Annotated in this window: 17 protein-coding genes; 8 read left to right on the forward strand and 9 right to left on the reverse strand. The window is 65.5% G+C overall.

Annotation, left to right across the window (positions count from 1 at the left end):
* Positions 1-2 precede the first annotated feature (2 nt).
* Positions 3-1,064 carry a CBS domain-containing protein gene (locus GSQ79_RS09930; RefSeq protein WP_246725236.1) on the forward strand — a complete coding sequence of 354 codons (1,062 nt, stop codon included), beginning with the start codon at positions 3-5 and terminating at the stop codon, positions 1,062-1,064.
* A 147-nt stretch (positions 1,065-1,211) separates the two neighbouring features.
* On the opposite strand, the gene GSQ79_RS09935 is transcribed toward GSQ79_RS09930, so the two are convergent.
* The gene (locus tag GSQ79_RS09935) at positions 1,212-2,225 is read right to left on the reverse strand and encodes a hypothetical protein (RefSeq protein WP_210253046.1); all 1,014 of its coding nucleotides are present in this window, start codon (positions 2,223-2,225) and stop codon (positions 1,212-1,214) included.
* A gap of 157 nt (positions 2,226-2,382) precedes the next feature.
* On the opposite strand from GSQ79_RS09935, the gene GSQ79_RS09940 reads away from it, so the two are divergent.
* Positions 2,383-3,129 (forward strand): hypothetical protein, encoded by a 747-nt coding sequence (locus tag GSQ79_RS09940; protein WP_158808557.1) that lies wholly within the window; start codon positions 2,383-2,385, stop codon positions 3,127-3,129.
* A 102-nt stretch (positions 3,130-3,231) separates the two neighbouring features.
* Here the strand turns inward: GSQ79_RS09940 and GSQ79_RS09945 are convergent, their stop codons facing one another.
* From GSQ79_RS09945 to GSQ79_RS09970, 6 genes are all read right to left on the reverse strand, one after another.
* Positions 3,232-4,260, reverse strand: coding sequence for an amidohydrolase family protein (locus tag GSQ79_RS09945; protein WP_246725237.1), 1,029 nt, complete (start codon positions 4,258-4,260; stop codon positions 3,232-3,234).
* A 268-nt stretch (positions 4,261-4,528) separates the two neighbouring features.
* Positions 4,529-5,653: a hypothetical protein gene (locus GSQ79_RS09950; protein WP_158808559.1), complete on the reverse strand. Its 1,125-nt coding sequence runs from the start codon at positions 5,651-5,653 to the stop codon at positions 4,529-4,531.
* Positions 5,654-5,997: 344 nt separating this feature from the next.
* On the reverse strand, positions 5,998-6,804 hold the full coding sequence (locus GSQ79_RS09955) for an SDR family NAD(P)-dependent oxidoreductase (RefSeq protein WP_158808560.1): 807 nt from the start codon (positions 6,802-6,804) through the stop codon (positions 5,998-6,000).
* Positions 6,805-6,823: 19 nt separating this feature from the next.
* Positions 6,824-8,101 (reverse strand): MFS transporter, encoded by a 1,278-nt coding sequence (locus GSQ79_RS09960; protein ID WP_158808561.1) that lies wholly within the window; start codon positions 8,099-8,101, stop codon positions 6,824-6,826.
* Between the two features lie 23 nt (positions 8,102-8,124).
* A complete protein-coding gene (locus GSQ79_RS09965; protein ID WP_158808562.1) occupies positions 8,125-8,400 on the reverse strand; it encodes a hypothetical protein in 276 nt (91 codons plus the stop codon).
* Positions 8,397-9,233, reverse strand: coding sequence for an extradiol ring-cleavage dioxygenase (locus GSQ79_RS09970; protein WP_158808563.1), 837 nt, complete (start codon positions 9,231-9,233; stop codon positions 8,397-8,399). Before GSQ79_RS09970 ends, GSQ79_RS09965 begins: the two co-directional genes overlap by 4 nt.
* Positions 9,234-9,350: 117 nt before the next feature.
* Here GSQ79_RS09970 and GSQ79_RS09975 point away from each other — a divergent pair, with 117 nt between their 5' ends.
* The 5 genes from GSQ79_RS09975 to GSQ79_RS09995 all read left to right on the forward strand — a co-directional run bounded on the left by GSQ79_RS09975 (position 9,351) and on the right by GSQ79_RS09995 (position 15,080).
* Entirely contained in the window at positions 9,351-12,143 is a 2,793-nt protein-coding gene (locus GSQ79_RS09975; protein WP_158808564.1) for a winged helix-turn-helix domain-containing protein, read from the forward strand.
* Positions 12,144-12,307: 164 nt separating this feature from the next.
* Positions 12,308-13,720, forward strand: coding sequence for an MFS transporter (locus GSQ79_RS09980; protein WP_158808565.1), 1,413 nt, complete (start codon positions 12,308-12,310; stop codon positions 13,718-13,720).
* 10 nt (positions 13,721-13,730) lie between these two features.
* Entirely contained in the window at positions 13,731-14,021 is a 291-nt protein-coding gene (locus tag GSQ79_RS09985) for a DUF6166 domain-containing protein (RefSeq protein WP_158808566.1), read from the forward strand.
* Between the two features lie 67 nt (positions 14,022-14,088).
* Positions 14,089-14,850, forward strand: a complete 762-nt coding sequence (locus GSQ79_RS09990) for a fatty acid hydroxylase family protein (RefSeq protein ID WP_158808567.1) — start codon at positions 14,089-14,091, stop codon at positions 14,848-14,850.
* Between the two features lie 5 nt (positions 14,851-14,855).
* Complete coding sequence (locus tag GSQ79_RS09995) at positions 14,856-15,080, forward strand: hypothetical protein (protein ID WP_158808568.1); 225 nt, start codon at positions 14,856-14,858, stop codon at positions 15,078-15,080.
* Positions 15,081-15,123: 43 nt separating this feature from the next.
* Here the strand turns inward: GSQ79_RS09995 and panB are convergent, their stop codons facing one another.
* Positions 15,124-16,035 (reverse strand): 3-methyl-2-oxobutanoate hydroxymethyltransferase, encoded by a 912-nt coding sequence (gene panB / locus GSQ79_RS10000; RefSeq protein ID WP_158808569.1) that lies wholly within the window; start codon positions 16,033-16,035, stop codon positions 15,124-15,126.
* Positions 16,036-16,206: 171 nt separating this feature from the next.
* On the opposite strand from panB, the gene GSQ79_RS10005 reads away from it, so the two are divergent.
* Complete coding sequence (locus GSQ79_RS10005) at positions 16,207-16,953, forward strand: GntR family transcriptional regulator (RefSeq protein ID WP_158808570.1); 747 nt, start codon at positions 16,207-16,209, stop codon at positions 16,951-16,953.
* A 189-nt stretch (positions 16,954-17,142) separates the two neighbouring features.
* Here GSQ79_RS10005 and GSQ79_RS10010 read toward each other — a convergent pair.
* The coding region (locus GSQ79_RS10010) for a bifunctional diguanylate cyclase/phosphodiesterase (RefSeq protein WP_158808571.1) at positions 17,143-18,618 on the reverse strand (1,476 nt) is incomplete at its 5' end.

Genomic DNA, 18,618 nt, shown 5'->3' on the forward strand with positions numbered 1-18,618 from the left:
CCTTGCCGTACCGTTACGAAGAGCTCGAGGCGATCCGGAGCGATCTCATCGAGGGCAGGGCGCCGCCGTCCCTGCCCATCCGGACGTTCATGCACTGGTTCGGCGCGCAACGGCGCACGGCGCAGAACGTCGAGACGATCGAAAGGGCGTTGGCCGACTACGGGATCCGCACCGTTCCGAACTACCTGAACATATGGGTCGATACGCCGATCACCTTCGAACTCGCGCCGGCGCCGGGCGCCGCCGACGGGGACCATGACGACAAGGCCCCGAGCGCGGACGCGACCGGTGCCGGCGATGCGCCGACCGAGACGAAGTCGAGCGACGACCCCTCGTTCAGGATCAGCAAGATCGCCTCGGCCAACAGGCCGCCGGTGAGCGTCAAGCCGAACGCGAGCCTGCTCGAGGCCGTGACGATCATGATCGTGCGGAACTATTCGCAGTTGCCCGTCATGACGACGGATAGGGAGGTCAAGGGCGTCATCAGCTGGACGTCGATCGGTGTCCGGCTCGCGGCGGACGCACGCGGATCGGACGTCCAGGCCTACATGAACGAGGCCCACGAGATACCCGCGTCCGCGTCGATCTTCGCGGCCCTCAAGGTCATCTTCGACCACGACTACGTGCTGGTCAGGGCGCCCGACAGGAAGATCGTCGGCATCGTCACCTCCAACGACATCGGGCAGCAGTTCGAGGAGAGCAGCACGCCGTTCCTCCTGCTCGGCGAGGTGGAGAACCATCTGCGCGCGTTGGTGAGGGGACGCCTCGATCTGCAGGACATCGAGAGAGCCTGCGCTTCGCAGTACCTCCCCGAGAAGTTCACCGGGGCGGTCGCCGAGTTGACCTTCGGCAATTTCGTCCGGATCCTCGACCACGAGGAGAACTGGACGAAGCTGGCCCTCAAGCTCGACAGGGCCGCGTTCTGCAAGGAACTCGCCGCCATCAACGCGATACGCAACGACGTGATGCACTTCGATCCCGACCCCATCTCGGAGGACGATCTCGCGAAGCTGCGCAACGTCGCCAGGATGTTCAGCACGCTGCGGGGCATAGGCGCCTTCTGAGGGCGTCCTCGAGACCAGGGCCGCCTCGACCGGCCGGGCTTGCGGTCGCCGCGGCGGCCGTCGATAGGAATGATGTTTCCGCACCGATCATCCCTTCGGATCTCGGGCGCTCTGTAAGGCCTTCGCCCACGAATGCATGGCTGAAGCTCAGTGCGGCGGCAGGAATCCTGGGGTCGGATTGAAGGGTGCTCCGCCGAGCGGCGCCGAAACCATAGCGCCCTCGCCCGTCAAGACCTTCCGCCTTCCGAGACTGAATTCCTCGGCGGTCTTACATTGCATGGCGCTGATGTTGTTTTTACAGGCCTCGTCTTTCGCAGTCAGACTGTTCACGTAATCGGATACGTTTACCGTTGTTTGCGCGCAAATCCGCCATTGGCTCGCGCCCGCAAGGGTCGCCTGACTGTATTTGGCATCGCAGTCCTTTCGGATGTCGTCTGCATAGAGCACGCATTCGTCCGACATCCCATCCAGGCACTTCTCGCGCCTCGTCCTGTTGTCCGGTGGCGTTGGACTGAGGTCTGACGCGCCTGGAGACTTGAGCGTCAGGGAGTCGTTCTTCGCCTGGAAGGTTACCGTGATGGCCTTCTTCGCATCCCCATGGCATTGCTTTTGGAGCTTCAGGCTCCCGACATGCGTCCCGTCCGGCCAGATGGTTTGGCAATTCACCCCGTCGATGTCGGTATTGACGAGTTCGGTCGAGTCGATGCTGTTCAATCCGATCCACTGGAGGTGGAAGATGACGATGTCGCCATTTCTTTCGATCGAGCCGACCAATCCTCCGCTTCCGATGCATTTGGTCCATGCGGCGACGGAGTCGGCGTCCACCACGTCTTTCGCGACCTGGTCGAACTGGTCATTGGAGAGTTGCGACTCTCCGGAGGAGCATATTTGGCTCTGGGCCGTCTTGAGGTTCTGCTTCCCCTTATCGAAGGTTCCCGAGCCGTAACCGAGGACGCTCAGGCCGGCTCCGATGGACGATGAGCTTCCATCCGACGACGATGTGCCGTTGCACATCGCAGTCTTGAGATCGGATTTGATGTTGCCTGTCTGGAGGGACTGATACCGATTGTGGGCGGCGTAGATTAGGATGTCCCGACACTGGTCGGCGGACCCCGCCGCCGAGGCGTTCGCACCCGATAGCCCCAGCAATGCCATGGCCAAGGCTATCGCTCGCATACCAGACCCCTGTTATGAACTGAATATTCGACGTTGCTTCAGCGCGATCTGACGCAACTTAATGCCAAGCTTCGCGGCTCACAACCTTGCCGTATAGCCCTCGTTGCCCCGATCGGGGCACGCCATCTGCTGGGAACCAAGCATGTTAGGAGCGTTCTTCGACGACAGCGGGACGCATGACGGTGCGCCTGTGACCGCCATCGGCGGGTTGCTTGGCACGGACGAACAGTGGGACCTTTTCGACGCGAAGTGGAAGCATGTTCTTGCGAACCCGGTCGCGGGCAAGCCGCCTCTCACCCGGTTCCATCTCTCCCCCTGTCGGGCCGGCGAGGGCGAGTTCCGATTCTATAAGCCTGTCGAGCGCGACTACGTCACCGGCAGGTTTCGGAACGTCATCCTCGACGTCGGCCTCGTGACGATCGCCGCCGCCGTCGACAGGAAGGCGTGGCACGACTTGATCGTCGGGGAAGTGGCTGAAGAGGTCGGCGGGCCTATCGAGCTTTGCTTCTACAAATGCATGGAGGCGATGATCGAGACGATCCGCCTCCGTAAGCCGGGGGAGCAGGTGGTCGTCGGTTTCGATCGGGGCACCAGACAGGACCTCGAGATCTGGACCAGGCTCTACATGACACGGCCACAGCCGTTCCCGGAAATAGCGTCGATGGGATTCTCGGCCGTTTCCGAGGTTACGGCCCTTCAAGGCGCTGATCTGATCGTCACGGAGACCTACCAATACGCCAAGGAGTGTATCTCGAAGGGCGCCGACGCGGTGATGAATCCGATGTTCGACATGTTCAAGGACAGGGAACTCACCGCTGGACTGATGTTCTACAGGGAGCACGTCGAGGAGGTCGCTTCTCGGATCAGGACCACCATCGCTTCGCGTTGACCCGACCAATCTCACTTGAGGGCCAGCGTCGGCTCTTTCGCGAACGGAACGAACAGATGGAGGTAGATGTGCGCCTGCTCGCGCGGCCCTCCAACTCCGGCGTCACCTCCTTATCCCATCGACGAGACGGTCCCAGTTGCCATGCGCGATCGCGTCCTTCTCCGCGTCCGATAGGTTCGCCTCCACGAGGTATCGGCGGGCGCCTCCATCGGGCGTGAAGCGATAGGGGTAGTCGGTGGAAAAAAGGATGCGCTCGATGCCGAGGACCTCGATCGCCCAACGCAGATAGCGTTCGCTCCAGATGCCGCCGGGCGTTATCGAGACGTGCCGATGGAAGTAGTGGGAGACCGGCCGTTCAAGCTTTGCAGGTTTGGTGAGTTCATCGATCCGGTCCAGGTAGAACAGGACCACTTCGCCCCAGTGGCCCGTCACGATCTGCAAATCGGGGAAGCGGTCGAACACGCCCGATAGCACGAGCCGCAACAGCTGGACGCCCGTTTCATAGTGCCAGCCCAGACCGAACGTCGAGAGGGCCCCGTCCAACGGTTCACCGAAGCCGCCGTAGATCGCCTCGCGTACCGCCGGCGTCGGGGACTGCGGGTGCAGGTAGAGCGGTGCCCGGAGCGCGGCCGCCGCCTCGAATATCGCCCAGTTCGCAGGATGGTCGAGGTTGCGATCGCGCGTACGGCCGAACAGCATGGCTCCGTTCAGGTGAAGTCGGGTGACCGCACGTTCCAGTTCACGGGCGGCGGCATTCGGGTCGGGCGTGGCGAGCGTCGCAAGGCCCTGGAAACGGTCGGGCCGCCTTCGTATGGCTTCGGCCAGAAGGTCGTTGGATGCGGTCTGCAGCGCGGCGGCCTTACCGGATTCCAGGCTTTGCACGCCTGGCGCCGTTAGCGACAGGACCTGGACGTCGAGCCCGGTTTCGTCCATCGACGCCAAGCGCTCGGCTGCAAGGTCGATCAGGCGGCGCTCGACGTCGCCGCGGTCTGATTGCTTGAGTGCGACGTCCTGCCACTTGGGGTCCAGTTCGCGCCAAGCCGCAAGGACGTCGCTGGTTACGAAATGTTCTTCGAGCCCGATGATCTTCACGGCCGAGCGCTCCTGATCGCTGTTGTCGACCGTCGTCAAGCGCTCGAGTTCGGGCGGGTTCCACGCTGCACCGGCGCGCGAATGCGGCTCCATCGATCGTTGCGGATGCCCGTCCGGCAAGCAAAGAGCGGCAAGCGATGGACACCCGGTCCTTGGAGATGCCGGTTGCGGTCGGCCTGAAGATTGTCGCCGACCGCGGTCGTCGATGTCATGACCGCGGTCGACGAGGGCGTGGCGATATGGACTTTCAGACCGCCTCCGCAAGCACCCGTTTTGAATTCGTGGCCTTGGCGCGGTAGGGCGTGCCCTAGAAACGAGGCTCCTCGGGCAGGTCCGGCGGCGTCGGGCCGACGGCGATTCCTTTCATGAGCCTATCGAATGCATCTTTGTAGAACTGGCCTCGCCCTGCCTTGTTGGCGAGAATGGCGACATGCCCTACACGGTCCTTCGAGGCGTTCGCGAGGATCATGTTCAAAGCGTCTTCCATGGAATTCGCAGCCGGGATGTCGGCGAATCCGTTAATCGCTCGGAGGACGTACGTTGCGAGATCGACGCTGCCTTCAAAGACCTCGGTCCGCGGCGAGGTCTCGATTGGTCGACAGGCGGAGGTCGGCTTCACCATTGGAAGCGCGGGAAGGTCGATCCGCTCGCTTCCGTTCTCGTAGAACAGATAGTTCGAAGCGCAGACGGTCTGCCGCAAGGTATCGAACTGGTACCCTCGATCATCGTGGTGCTGGGATATGTCGGCGGTACTGCCGACGTAGCGCTTGGCTTGGAAGACCATGGGGATGATGACGGAGCCACGCAGCGGCCCGGTCAAAAGGAGGATCTTCGCCTCGAGGTCGCAAGGACTGATGTCCGCCTCGTCTATGTCGAGGATGAGCGCCAGATCGCCGCCCGTCGCCTGTTCGTATCCGCCGACCGAAAGATCTATCCTCGATATCTCTATGCTGGTGCCTGTCCTCGACAGGTAGGCTTTCGCCGCGTCCGTCCATTTATCGCAGGCGCCGCGTATCCTGCCGACGAGTTCGCCCGTGAGGTATGTCTCGTGGCTACGGGGCGGACACGCCTCGAGCGCGAAGTCCCTTTGCGCCTCGAGGAGCGCCTGGAACAGGAACCAGGTTACCTTGTTCTTGAATACCAGGGGATCGAAGTAAAGTCTTTCAAGCAGAAACTCCCAATCGCGCATCGACGCATGGTTCGCGATGTCTCGTGCTACCATGATCTGCCCGAGCATACCCACCTGCGACAGCACTTGTTTGCATTCCCACAATCTCGCCGCGATATGTCCCGAGAGGCCTTGCCGCCTCTCAAAGGTGTTGGCCCGGCTGAGCCGAGCCATGCGCCCGAAGTTTTCATCGAAAGACTTCTGTCTGAGCGAGGATATTTCATCGCCGGAAAGGCCAAACGCGTCGAGGAGTTCAGATGCCATGGCATTGCCTTTCGGTATGGCTGTTTCGCTAAGATCGCTTCGACCTTTGCGAATGCATATACCGTTCATGGCCTCTTGGAGTTGTCCGCTTGGAGGCCTTCCCCCCTTTCGAGAAAATCTTCTCTCGATGCTCGCAAACCCGTCGAACGACGTAGCCGGCGCATCGGGAGCCCAAGCCGCGATCACGACAAGCGCGGGCTACGGTGCCGTCCGCTACATTCTTAGGTCTTCGCATTCGGATCTGATCGGCCCTCCAGACTCGCTGATGGCGTGAACGATCGTCCGCCTCGGGTTTGGGCGTCGTGACCGGTAAGGGCCGACCCGATTGCGGCGAGCCGTCGCGATCACATGAAGCGGTCGGAACCTCCGGAGGCCTCGATGGTGTCGCCCGTGACGAAGCCGTTGCGGTCGGAGGCCAGGAACGCTGCGATCGCCGCGATCTCGCGCGCCGATCCCGGACGTCCGACGGGCGTGAGTTCGGCCGAGACCTTGGCGAGGACGTCATGGTCCGAAAGCGCCGCCAGTTCGGGCCGGCCGCGGCGCACCGCCGGGAGCATGTTGTTCGCCCAGTTGTCGGTCGCGACGGCGCCGATGCCGATGGCGTTGACGAGGATCCCCATTCCGGCGACCTCGAGCGCGAGCGACTTCGTCAGGTTGCAGATCGCCGCGCTCAGGACGTGCGACACGAGCAGCTTCGGGTTGGGATAGATGCCCCCGATCGACGACATGTTGACGATGCGTCCCCAGCCGCGTCTGCCCATGATGGGGATCGCCACTTTGCAGAGCCTCCGCATCGAGGTCAGCTTGACGCTCGTCATCTCCTCCCAGTCCGCCTCGGTGGCGCTCATCAGGCCGCCGGCGTGCGCGCGGCCGGCGTTGTTCACGAGGATGTCCAGGGACCCGAAACGCGAGACGGCTGCGTCCGCGATCCTCGCCGCCGCGTCGGCATCGGCGACGTCGACCGCGATCGACGAGATCCTGCCCCCGGTACGGGCGGCGAGGGTTTCTTCCGTGGCGCGAAGCCTTCCGGCGTCGCGCGCAGCGATCAGGACGCACGCGCCGTTCTCGAGCAGTTCCTGCGCGACGGCCTCGCCGATTCCGGCACTGCCGCCCGTGACCACCGCGACGCGGCCTTCGATGCCAAGGTTCATTTGTCTTCTCTCCGGTTCGTCAGGTTGGAAGGGCCGCGGTGCCGGTCTCCGGCATGAAGCGCAGGACCAGGATCGCGATCGTGTAGAGGAGGGTCAGGGCCAGTACGGTGGACTGGTACCCGCCGAGGCTGGAGTAGAGTAGGGCCGTGAGGATCGGCAGCGGGAACGCGACCATCCTGGCGCAACTGAAGACGCAGCCCATCGCCGTCGCCCGGATGCTCGTGGGAAACAGTTCCGGCAGGTAGATCGGCATCCAGGAGAAGACGCCGAGCGTGAAGACGCCCAGGACGAAGACGCAGGCAAGCGATATGGCGAGCGTCGGCGGCGCGAGGAACGTGAGCGCTCCGGCACCGACCGCACCCGTGAAGGCGAGGTACATGTACGGTTTGCGTCCCAGACGATCGACGAGGAAGCCGGCGCTGACGTAGCCGACGATGGCGCCGCCGTTGTAGACGAGGGCGCTTATCCCGGCCCAGCGCGAGGCCTCGAGGCCTTGGCCGGCGGCGATCGCGCCGATGTAGGGACCGCTCAACGCGCTGATCGCGTAGAACACCGAGACGGTGACGGCCGCCATCAGGAAGGCGCCGGCGGCGCGGCCGCGAACCGAGGGATCGCGCAACAGGTGTATGACGCCTTCGGGCTTGCCGCCGGTGTCCCGCGTCCGCTTCCGCTCGGTCGCGGCTGCGATCCACAGTTCCGACTCCGGAACGCTGCGACGTATGTAGATCAGCACGAACGCCGGCAGCACGCCGCTGCAGAACATCCAACGCCAGCCCTCGGGACCCGTCAGGGACTGGAGGATCAGCCAGATCCCCGCTGCCAGCAGGAAGCCGAAGCCGTAGCCCGACTGCATGACGCCGAGCGCCCTGGCGCGTGACGACGCCGGCCAAGTCTCCGCGACGAGCGCCGTCCCGGTGCTCCACTCCGAGCCGAGGAACAGCCCCGTGAGGAATCGCGCGACGACGAGCGCGGTCACCGACGGGCTCAGGGCCGTGAGGCCCGTGAAGGCGCAGTAGCCGGCGATCGAGATCATGAGCATCGGTTTGCGTCCGACGCGATCGGCGCCGAGGCTGCCGACGACGCCGCCGATCGCCCAGCCCATCAGCGTGGCGCCGAGCGCGGTCCCGACCGCGAGGCGGATGTCGTCGGGATTGGGGTTCGACAGGAGCGAGGCGGCCGCGGCGTTGCCGACGAGGATCAGGGTGCTCGTCTCGAAGCCGTCGAACATCCAGCCGATGAAGCTGCTCAGCAGCGCCTTCCTCTGCGCGGGTCCTATCTTGCGTGACGCGTCCAGCACCGTGTCTTCCCTCCGGCCTTCAATCATTCCGACCAGCCCGGGGCGCACGCCCGCATCCGCCGGTTGAAGGTCGGCAGGTCGAGTCCGAAGATCTCGAAGCGGCAAAGTATGAGGAGCAGGAACGCCGAGGCGCCTTCGCGGTGGAGGCACGCCACGTCGCCGGCGATCAACGCCTCCCGCTCGCGGTCCGTGAAGGGCATCGAGGCGAGCGCGACACCGGGATTGGACTTCGCCAGCGCCCGGAACGGCTCGTCGTGCAGGATCCGCCGGCACAGCTTGTGGATCAGGTAGACGTTCACGCGCCGCCCTCCGCGCCCCACGCCGCGAAGGCGTTGCCGAGCGCCGGCTGTTCGAACAGGAGGTCCGGAGCGGTCTCTCCGACGATGCCCAGCGCCGTGATCCACGTGAGGAGTTCGCCCGCGACGTTCCCGGCCTCGAACATCCTGGTCTCCGTCGCCGCTTGGATGAGTTCGGCGTGTTGGCGCGTCCTGACGCGGTCGAGGACCCATGACGCCCATTGCGGGTCCGGCACCCCGAAGGTCTTGTTGAGAAACGCCCGCGGACCGCCGATCTCCAGGCTCAGCGATCCGCTCGCGACGACGGCGATTCGCTTGGCTGGCTCCCAGCGTCCCAGGGCTTCACGCAGCACCGCTCCAAGCCTGTGGCACCGGCTCGCGGCGGGCAGCGGCCGGACGATGCAGTTGATGAAGATCGGAACGATTGGGATCTTCATGTCCGGCGTCATGAAATGCAGGGGGACCAGGGTCCCGTGGTCGAGGTCGAACTCCTGGCTCTGGGCGAAGTCGAAGCCGTTCTCGACCACCGCACCTAGGAGGTGCGCCGCGAGGTCCCGGGCCACCTTGATCTCGTAGCGCGGCATGCCCGGCGTCCGGTCGCTCGGACCTCCGGTGCGCTCGGCGAGACCGATGGCGAAGGTTGGCCAGTTGTCGAGGAAGAACGTGTTGAAATGGTCGTTGCTGATCGAGACGATGAGGTCCGGCCTCGATCGTTCCAGGTGCCGCCTCATCTCGGCGAAGAAGCGGAACGTGTCCGAGGCGTCGCCGGTCGCCAGGACGTCGCTGACGAAGCTGGGCGTGTGCGGGATGACGTAGGTCGCGACGATCTTGGACAATGGGTTCGTTCCGGGAGGCGGCACCCTCCCGCGAGGCCGGTGGCGGATCACGCGGGGAGGGTCGAAAGCGGCGTGGTTGCCGTCGCTGCTTCATGCTACGGGCGGCGGGCGGGATCTTTGCCGCTGGATTTCAGGGGTCTGAATTCTCCGTCGATCCCGGGCGGAAAGGTATTCCTGACGAGGCTTTGGAGCGTCGCCGACGTGACCCACGATGCGGAAACCCGGGACGATCGGGACATACCGTTCGGTGCCTATCGGATCTTTCCGCGCCTGCGCCTCCTGATGCGCGACGGGCGGAAGGTCGAACTCGGCCGCAAGGCCTTCGACGTGCTGCTGGCGCTGGTCGAGGCCGACGGCGACACCCTGACCAAGGACGATCTGCTTTCGCGCGTCTGGCCGTTGGAAGTGGTGGAGGAGAACAACCTGCAGGCGCAGATCTCGGCATTGCGGTCGGCCCTGGGCGTTGACCGGCACCTCATCGCCACGGAGTTCAACCGGGGATACCGGCTCACGCGACCCGGGCGCAACGCGGACGCGATCCCTGCGCCGCCGCCTGACCCTGTCGCTCGGCTTGGGCCCCTGATAGGACGCGAACACGAGATCGCGGCGCTTGCCGGGACGCTTGCATCGAGCCGTCTCGTGACGGTCGCCGGCCCGGGCGGCATCGGCAAGACGCGGCTTGCGGCCGAACTCCACCGTCTCGCGAGGCCCGCGTTTCCAGGCGGCAGCACGTTCGTCGAACTGGCCCGGCTGACAGGCCCGGGGCTGGTCCGGGCGACGATCGCCGCCAGCCTTGCTGCCGGCGGGCCCCGAGTCGCCGCCTCGGACGCTTCGGGGAGGTCTGCGCGTCTGCTGATCCTCGACAACTGCGAGCATCTGCTGCAGGAGGCGGCGGAGGCGGTCGAGGCGATCCTGGGCGTTTGGCCCGACCTGTCCGTCCTGACGACGACGCAGGAGCCGCTGGGGCTCGAGGGGGAGCAGGTGTTCCGCCTGCAGCCACTCGGTCTGCCGCCGGCGGGGACGTCCTCCCTCGAGGATCTGCTCCGATACCCGTGCGCCCGATTGCTGCAGCATCTAATCCTCGCCAACGACCGCGATGCGCCGCTCGGCGACCGAGAGGCGGCCGACCTGTGCGCCATCTGCAGGAGCCTCGACGGCATCCCTCTGGCGATCGAACTCGCGGCCGTGCGGGTCGCGCAGATCGGCCTGCGGGACGTGGTCGCCGGGCTGAGCGACCGGTTCCGGCTCCTGACGGCTAGCCGACGCACGGCGATGCCCCGTCACCAGACCCTGCGCGCGACACTGGATTGGAGCTTCGGCCTGCTCATGGCGGCCGAGCGCGACCTTCTTCTGAGGTTGGGGCTGTTCGCCGGGAGCTTCACGCTCGACGCGGCGCACGACGTCGCGGTTCCCGACGCGGCCGATGTCTGGCTGGTGGCCGACCTGCTGGGCGCGCTCGCCTCGAAGTCGATGATCGTGAAGGAGGCGCACGGGCAACGGACCCGGTTCCGGCTTTCGGAGACGGTCCGGTCCTTCGCGTTGGAGGGGCTCGCCGCCACGGGCGGCTCCGCGGTCTTTGCGGCGCGGCACGCGGCGTACTTCCAGCACCGCCTGGGCATCGCCGCCGGCGAATGGCGGCGGTTGCCTTCCAACGACTGGGTCGTCGAGTTCGCGGACGACCTGAGCGACGTGCGCGCCGCGCTCGACTGGGGCTTGTCGACGGAAGGCGATCCGCGAGCGGCGCTTGGTGCCCTGTGCGCCTCGCTGCCGTTCTGGATCCAGCTATCGCTCCTGGACGAATGCCGGCTCCGGGTCGAGCGGGCGCTTGCGGCCTCGCCAGAGGTGCTGGAACGGGAGCCCAAGCTCGAGATGGCGCTCAACGCGGCGCTCGGTGCCTCGACCACCTGGTCGCAGGGTGCCGTTCCCGGCGCGGCCGTCGCATGGCACCGGGCGCTGGCGCTCGGCGGGCGCATCGGCGACGCCGAATGCCAATCGCGCGCCCATTACGGACTGTGGCTGCACGCCCTCAGGACCGGTCGCTACGCGGAGTCGCTCGGGTGGGCGCAGCGCCTGTTGCGGGACGGCGCCGCACGCGGTGACAACCACGCGGTCGACGCGGGCAGGCGTGCGGCGGGCGTCTCCTGCCATTTCCTCGGGCGCCACGACGAGGCCAACGCTTCCATCGGCTCGGTCGTGGCGCTGGGCCGGCCGTCTCCGGAAAGCTCGTTCACGCTCCGCTTCGGTCTAGACCAGCGGTCCGCCGGCTTCGCCTTCCTCGCCCGCGTCCAGTGGGTCCAGGGTCAGACCGAGCGATCCGTCCATACGGCGTGCCTGGCGGTGGATGCCGCGGAACGGCTCGACCACGCCAACACGTTGTGCTGCGCGCTCCTCGAAGGCACCTGCACGGTCGCGGCCTTCGGCAATGACCTTCCGACGCTGGAGCGGAATGCACGCCTGGCCGTCGCGCTTGCCGAGCGACATGGACTGGGCTTCTGGCGTGCCTACGGGCAGGCGTTCGCCGATCTCGCGCGCCTGTGGAGCCTCCGCGCCACCGCCTCGACGGACCGCATGCTGGCGTCGCTGGCCGCCCTTGAGGCCGTCGGCGTTTCCCCCGGCTACACGATGCTGACGACGGCGTTGGCCGAGCATCTGATCGGATCGCGACGCGTCGACGAGGCGGCTCCGCTCATCGACCGGCTCCTCGGGGACGATGCCGCGACATGCTGGGCGCGTCCGGAGTTGATGCGGTTGAAGGCCCGCATAGCGCGGGGGCGCAACGGCACGTCCGATTCTGAGTCCCTGCTCGGATCCGCGCTGGACCTCGCGACGGAGCAGGGCGCCCACGCCTGGCGGCGGCGGCTCGTCGAGGACATCGGGGGCTACGGGCTACGGATCGGTGAACCGTCTTGACGGAAGTTCTAGCGCAACGACAGCCGCTTCAGTCCCCCTGGTCGTAGACGCGTAAGAGACACGCAGATCGAGCCTCCGCTTCCGCCATGCGACCGATTGACATGGCTAAGATGTACGACTGATATGTCAGATAGGCCGCGACAGTCGGCAGATCGGGAGGCGGCATGTCGATTGTGGCAACAGGGGATTCATTCGCGCGCGACGACGGCGCGACGGCCGTTCGCGACACCGGCGGCACGGCCGCAGCCATAGCCGGGCGGCTCGAACGCCTGCCGCTGACGTCCTATCAGCACGGCATCTTCGTCATCATCGCGACGGCGTGGTTCTTCGACAGTCTCGATCTCGGCGCCCTCACCTTCGTTCTCGGCTCGATCAAGGCCGAGTTCGCGCTTGACGCCGCGCACGCGGGGCTGCTTTCCAGCATGAGCTTCCTCGGCATGTTCCTGGGCGCGAGCGGTGCCGGGCTTCTCGCGGACCGTTTCGGCCGCACCAAGGTCTTCCAGGTCAGCATGATCTTCTGGGGCCTCGGGAGCATCTGCTGCGGGCTGGCGCCAAGCGTAGAACTGCTTGGCCTCGCCCGCATTCTGCTCGGCTTCGGCATGGGCATGGAGTTTCCCTGCGCCCAGTCGATGCTCTCGGAGATCATGCCGGCGAAGAACCGTGGGCGCTACATCGCCTATCTCGAAGGCTTCTGGCCGATCGGCTTCATCGCCTCCGGCCTTCTCTGCTACGCCGTCTTGTCCTTCGCGACGTGGCGCTGGGTCTTCATCATCGAGGGCCTGCCTGCGATCTTCGTCTTGGTCGTGCGCCGCAAGGTGCCGGAATCGCCACGCTGGCTCGCCGCCCGCGGCCGTACCGCCGATGCCGAGCGCGTCATGGCCGGCATCGAGGCGCAGGTGCAGCGACGGCTTCCCAACGGCACCGTGTTGCCGACCCCAAAGCCCTTCGTCACGCTGCCCGCATCGACCGCAGGCGGGTTCCCTGCGCTCTTCGCGGGCGCCCAGCGCAAGCGCACGATCATGCTGTGGTGCCTCTGGTTCTTCGCGCTGCTCGGCTTCTACGGGCTGACGACATGGCTCGGCGCGCTTCTGCAGCAGAAGGGGTTCGCGGTCACGAAGTCGGTGTTCTACACCGTCCTCATCTCGCTCGCCGGCGTTCCGGGCTTCTTGACCGCGGCTTGGCTGCTCGAGCGGATCGGCCGCAAGGCGACGTTGATCGGCATGCTGCTCGGCAGCGCCGCGGCGGCCTATTTCTACGGGACATCCGCCACCGTGGGCGCGCTGATCGGCTTCGGCCTTTGCATGCAGTTCTGTCAATTCGGCATGTGGTCGGTGCTTTACGCCTACACGCCCGAACTCTATCCCACCCGCATCCGCGCGACGGGGGCCGGCTTCGCCTCCGCGATCGGGCGGCTCGGTTCGCTCCTCGGACCCTACGTCATCGGCCTGGTGCTGCCGCTGAGCGGGCAGACCGGCGTCTTCACGCTCGGCGCCGGCGCCTTCGTGCTGGCGGCGCTGGTAGTCCTGGTCCTCGGCGAGGAAACGCGCGGACGCGCTCTCGAAGAGATCGCCGCATGAGGATCGTCGCATGAAGGTCTATGAAGGCGAGCGTGGCTTGAGCGGCGCCGTCGTCACCGTCGACGGCGAGCCGCTGCCACCGAAGTCCGAGGTCAAGGTCTTTTCGAAGATGGGCTTCGAATGGACCTACGTCGGTCCCGGGCCGCGCCAGCTCGCCCTGGCGCTGCTGTCGGACCACCTCGGCGACGACGCCAAGGCGCTGGCGCTGAGCGAGCCGTTCATGACCGCCGTGGTGGCGCATCTCGACAATGCGTGGCGCATGGACGGTGCCGAGATCGACGCGGCCTTGGCCGCGCTATGATCGCCATTTACTGATATATCAGCAGTATGTTATATTCGAACATCAGATCCGACAGGAGGACAAGCTCATGATGACGGCTCGCCAGGAAGCCTTCCGCACGGCCTATCGCGCGCAGATCGCCGCGCTTTACGACGGGATCGTGCACGTCGCACTCATCTTCCTGATCGGTGGCGCGGCGCTCTGGTATTGCGTACAGAACATCCATGCGCCGACCTGGCTCGAACTGCTGGTCATTCCCATCGTCGTGATCTTCGCCAACGTCTTCGAATGGTTCCTGCATGCCCAGGTCATGCACCGCCCACGCCCCGGCTTCATGGGGATCTACAAGCGCCATACCCTGGCGCATCACCAGTTCTTCACCGAGCACGAACCGTTCCACGACACGACCAAGGATTACCGCATCGTGTTCTTCCCGCCCTATGCCGAGATCGCGTTTCTCGTCATGGCGAGCGCGATGGCCTACGGCGTCAGCCTGGTCTGGTCGACGAACGCGGCGCTGATCCTCGTCGCCTCGGCCGCCGGCATGTACATGAACTACGAGTTCTTCCACTGGTGCTGCCACGTCCGCGACGACCGGATCATCAAGCACATTCCCTTCGTCAACACGATCCGGCGTCATCACATTGCGCACCACGACACCGCGATCATGATGAGCAGGAACATGAACCTGACCTATCCGTTCGCGGATTGGCTGTTTGGGACGAGCGACGTCCAACGCGGCCTGCTCGGCACCTTGTTGAACGGCTACGAGACGCGCTTCGTGCGCAAGGACCTGCCGAAAGTGCGCTCCAGCGCCGACGTCACCCGCCCCGCAGTCCCGGCGGAGTAGGGTCCATGCCGATCACCGTTCGCGACCTGAAACCTGGCATCAAACCGCCGCCGCGGCAGCGCAACATCGCCTCCCTCGTCGGCGGCTTCGTCATCGCCTTCGGCTGCTTCGTCCTCTGGCTTCTCGTCGCCTCGCAGATCGTGGGCGGCCGCCCGAGTGCGGCCATCATCGCGGCCGGTGCCGCTTTCGCCATCGCCGTCGGCGTGTGGATCCGGTTGGCGGATCTGTAGGGCGAGGGTCGTGCCGCCCGGCTATCCGGACGGCGCGCTGCATTCAAACGTGCCGGCGCCTGGCGACCAATGAGAGGAATTTGTCGTACTCGTCGTCCTTGACCGTGTAGGAATGCTCGTCGTCGGGAAAGGCGCCGCTACGCACCTCTTCGGCGTAACGTTCGATGCCCTCGACGGCGAGTTCGGTGATCTTCGCGTAGCGCTTGGTGAACTTCGGCTTGAAATCGGTGAACACGCCGAGCAGATCGTAACAGAGCAGGATCTGCCCGTCGCAACCGGCACCCGCGCCGATCCCGATCGTCGGGATGGTCAGTTGTTCGGAGATCACCTTGGCGATCTTCGCCGGCACCGCCTCGAATTCCAGCATGAAGCAGCCGGCGTCCTCGATGGCGAGCGCGTCCTCGAGGATCTTCATCGCCGTTTCGGCGGTACGCCCCTGGATCTTGAAGCCGCCCATGGTCGCGATCGTATGCGGCGTCAGGCCGATGTGGGATGCCGTCGGGATACCGGCATCGACGAGCGCCTTCAGGATATGGGCCTGCGATCGGCCGCCCTGGGGCTTGATCGCGTCGCAGAGCGCCTCCTGCATGAAGCGCGTCGCGTTCGTCAGCGCCCGCTCGACGGTGTTGTAGCTCTGGTAGGGCATGCAGCCCAGCGTGAACGTGTTTGGCGCGCCGCGCCGCACCGCCTGGGCGTGGAGGATCATCATGTCCATCGTCGCGGGGATGGTGTTGGCATGGCCGTGAGCGATCATCGCGAGGCTGTCGCCGACGACGGCGACGTCGATGCCGGCCATCTCCGCCCACCGCGCCGACGTGTAGTCGGGCACCGACATGTAGACGAGCTTCTCGCCGCTCTTCTTCGATCCGCTGATGTCGAGGATGGTCCGCTTGTCGCGCTTGGAGCAACGCGTTGTGATGCCGTCGGCCGCCGTCGGCTGGATACCTTGTGACATGTCCGCCCCTTTTGTTCCTTATGGTATATGGTTGATATATTACAAGGGTTGGTGCGGCTGCAAGCGGCGCGCGGGCGGATGCTGGTGGATATGAGGCGCATATCACTGGACGACAGCCGTCGGGGCGGTCATACGAGCAGGCGTGACGTGGTGTCCTCAGCGAGTTTCTCCATGACGTCGATACGGCCGGCCACGGTTCGAAGCGGGCCGAAAGCGGTTCCAGCCGCGCGATCTGTCGGCAAGGCGGCGAAGCAGAGGCCCGCCCAGGAGAAGCCCGACCCCACCTTTACCGACCGCGCCTACCGCGAACTCGAGGAACGGATCGTCACCCTCAGTCTCGCGCCGGGAGCCGTCCTGTCGGAACAAGGGCTGTCGAAGGAACTCGACATCGGGCGCACGCCAATCCGCGAGGCGCTCCAGCGGCTCGCCCGCGACGGTCTCGTGGTCGTGCTCCCGCGTCGTGGGATACTGGTCTCGCCGATCAACCTGGAGACTCAACTCAAAGTGCTTGAGGTCCGCCGCGTTCTCGAACGGCTGATGGCCAAGCTGGCGGCGGAGCGGGCGAGCGATGGCGAACGGCGGGATTTCGCGGACATCGCCAAGGGGATGCTCGCGGCCGCGAAGGCGGCCGACGACCGCGCCTTCATGCGGCTAGACCTGCGGTTCAACACCATGCTGTCATTGGCATCCCACAACGAATTCGCTACCCGTTCGATGGGACTGATGCACGGCCTGTCGCGCCGCTTCTGGTATCAGCATTACAAGCAGACGGCGGACCTGCCGCTGGTCGCAAAGCTGCATGCGCGGGTTGCCCAAGCCGTGTCTAAGGGGGATGGCGAGGGCGCTGCCAAAGCGTCTGACGATCTCGTCGACTATATCGAAAGCTTCGCGCGCAAGACGCTGCATTTCAGTTTCTGATATCGAACCGAGGTCTCGGACGCTTGACCTGCGAGGAGCGCGGTATCATCGCGCGGGCAGGGGATCCAGTGGACGCGTATAAGGACCTGTCGGCTTCCGCGCGGCGTCCTGACCGCAGGTCCGCGAACACGATCCCGCGCGCCCTGTCGAAAAGGATATCAGCGCGATTTGCTGCGCGTCTTCACGGCCCTAGCGGACGGAGCAGGCGGATGGCGGATCGGCGCCGGCCAACGAAGCCGGTCGCTGCGCGACGATGCCGGCTTGGACCTCGGTGAGAGGTCTGCTGAAGAGGAATCCCTGGACCTCCGTGCATCCCGTGAGGCGGCCCGAGGCGTACTGGTCTCCGGTCTCGACGCCTTTGGCCGTGATGGCCATGCCGATCGCGGTCGCGAGGCCGACGACGGAGCGCACGATCGACGCCGAGCGCGGGTCGCCGATCTCGCTGACGAACGAGCGGTCGAGCTTGATGCGGTCGAACCGCATCCGCCTAAGATAGTCCAGGGACGAGTAGCCGGTTCCGAAGTCGTCCAGCGCGATCTTCACGCCGAGCGTTTTGAGCGTGTCGAAGTTTGCGACGGCAGGCTCCTCCTGGAGCAGCGCCGTCTCCGTTATCTCCAGTTCCAGGCGTTTGGCTTGAAGACCGGAGGTCGCGAGCGCCGAAGCGACGATCTTCGGGAAGCTTGGGTCGGTGAACTGGACCGCCGACACGTTGACGGCGATCACGATGCCGGGCCAACGCGAAGCGGCGATGCAGGCCGTCCGGAGGATCCACTCCCCGATCGGCAGGATCAGGCGGGTCTGTTCCGCCAACGGGATGAACGACTGGGGAGGCACCATTCCGTGCACGGGATGGCGCCAGCGCACGAGCGCCTCGAAGCTCACCACCGACCGCGTCCGCGCATCGAGGATCGGCTGGTATGCGAGTTCCAGTTCACGCCGTTCCAAGGCTCGTCCGAGGTCCTGCTCGAGTTCGGTCCGCATCCGCGCAGCGTCGTCCATGTCCGGCTCGAAGAACTGGAAGGCGTCCTCGTCCCGCAGTTTGGCGCGGAGCAGCGCGAGGTCCGCGGCCCTGAACAATCGATCCCCGGTTGATCCGTCGTCGGGGGCCATCGCCACGCCGATGCTCGCACCGACGCGGATCGACCGCCCGTTCAGCGAGATGGGCGCCGCTATGACGGCGATCAGCCGCCTGGCCAGTTCCTCCGCCTGATGGACGCCGCCGGCTTCCTGGATGATGGCGAACTCGTCGCCGCCGAGGCGCGCGACCACGTCGCCGTGTCGGACGGCGCCCATCATCCGTGCGGCGACCTCCTGCAGCACCTTGTCGCCGACCGGATGCCCGAGCGTGTCGTTGACGGATTTGAAGCGGTTCAGATCGAGCGCCAGGATCGCGAACCTCTTTTGACCGGAGGTTTGTTCTCCGACTTTCTCGTGCAGCATCTCGTGGAACGTCGTCCGGTTGGCGAGGCCGGTGAGGCCATCGTAGCGGGCCATCCGCTCGAGGCGCCGTTCGATCCTCTTCCGCTCGGTGACGTCGAGGTTCAGGCCGACGATGCGCACCGGTCTGCCGGTCGCCGGGTCGCACACCACCCGGCCAAGCGCCTGGAGCCAGCGGTGCTTGTCCTCGGCCCCCTCGTCCCGGATGCGGAATTCGACGTCGAGGCG

Source organism: Beijerinckia sp. L45 (genome assembly GCF_009765775.1).
Lineage (GTDB): Bacteria > Pseudomonadota > Alphaproteobacteria > Rhizobiales > Beijerinckiaceae > RH-AL1.